The organism is Streptomyces sp. TRM64462 (assembly GCF_013362995.1).
In the GTDB taxonomy this organism is placed as follows: Bacteria; Actinomycetota; Actinomycetes; order Streptomycetales; family Streptomycetaceae; genus Streptomyces.
On sequence record NZ_JABWDV010000132.1, the window covers coordinates 1 to 1,463 of the forward strand.

The following is a 1,463-nucleotide window of genomic DNA, read 5'->3' on the forward strand; positions in this document are numbered from 1 at the left end:
ACGGGGATCGCGCGCGGCACGGCGGACATCGTCATGCATCACCGGCGCGCTTGCGGCCGCGCTGCTCGTCGCGCACGCCGCGGTGCTGATGACGTGGTATCCGGGCATGAGTTGTCTGCTCACCCGGATGGGCCGCCGCATCGCGAGACCCGGACTCTCGGCGGCGCTCGACTGGATCATGGGTTCCGCGCTCATCGGGCTCGGCATACGACTGACCGTCGTTCCGCTCTGAGTCGGAGGGTTCGGAGCGTCATGGCCGCTGCGGCGGCTGGACCCAGCCCAGGGACCGCTCGACGGCGCGTTGCCAGCAGCCGTATTCGCGCTCCCGCCGTTCGGGATCCATGGCCGGAAGCCACTGGGCGGCCCGGTGCCAGTTGCGGCGCAGGACCTCCATGTCGGGCCAGTAGCCGGCCGCGAGGCCGGCGGCGTAGGCGGCGCCCAGCGAGACCGTCTCGGCGACCATGGGGCGTACCACGGGAACGTCGAGCACGTCGGCCAGGAACTGCATGAGCAGGTTGTCGGAGGTCATGCCCCCGTCCACCTTGAGCTGCTTCAGGGCGAGCGCGGAATCGGCGTTCATGGCGTCGACGACCTCCCGTGTCTGCCAGCCGGTGGCCTCCAGGACGGCTCGGGCCAGGTGGCCCTTGGTGATGTAGGAGGTGAGTCCGACGATGACGCCGCGGGCGTCGCTTCTCCAATGGGGGGCGAACAGACCGGAGAACGCGGGGACGATGTAGCAACCGCCGTTGTCCTCGACGGTGCGCGCCAGGGTCTCGATCTCGGGTGCGCTGCTGATCAGCCCCAGCCGGTCGCGGAACCACTGGACCAGCGAGCCGGTGACGGCGATCGGCCCCTCCAGGGCGTAGACGGCGGGCTGCTGCGCGATCTTGTACGCGACGGTGGTGAGGAGGCCGTGCCGGGACCGTACGACGTCGGTGCCGGTGTTCATCAGCAGGAAACTGCCGGTGCCGTAGGTGCACTTGGCCTCGCCGGGCGAGAAGCAGGTCTGCCCGAACAGGGCCGCCTGCTGGTCGCCGAGGGCGGCCGTGATGCGGACTCCGGGGAGCAGGGAGCGGGCCTCGCCGTAGCTCTCGGCCGACGGCCGGATCTCCGGCAGCATCTGGCGGGGGACTCCGAAGAACTCCATGAGTTCGGCGTCCCAGGTCAGCGTCCGCAGGTTGACGAGCATGGTGCGGCTGGCGTTGGTGGCGTCGGTGATGTGCAGGCCGCCGGCCGTTCCACCGGTGAGGTTCCAGATCAGCCAGGTCTCCATCGTGCCGAACAGCACCTCGCCGTCCCGGGCGCGCTGCTCCAGCCCGTCGACGTGATCGAACAGCCAGCGGATCCGGGGCGCGGAGAAGTAGGTCGAGGGAGGCAGGCAGCAGCGTTCGAGGAAGAAGCCGTCGCCGGGCCGGTTTCTCAGCTCGTCGACGAGCGGAGCGGTGCGGGTGTCCTGCCAGACG

1 protein-coding gene and 1 pseudogene are annotated in these 1,463 nt (G+C 70.1%); one reads left to right on the top strand and one right to left on the bottom strand.

Annotation, left to right across the window (positions count from 1 at the left end; all coding sequences use genetic code 11):
• Positions 1–232 (top strand): annotated as a pseudogene (locus tag HTZ82_RS31730) (hypothetical protein); the annotation flags it as partial.
• Positions 233–250: 18 nt separating this feature from the next.
• On the opposite strand, the gene HTZ82_RS06110 reads toward HTZ82_RS31730, so the two are convergent.
• A partial coding sequence (locus HTZ82_RS06110; protein ID WP_175408249.1) for a glycerol kinase GlpK occupies positions 251–1,463 on the bottom strand: 1,213 nt, incomplete at its 5' end.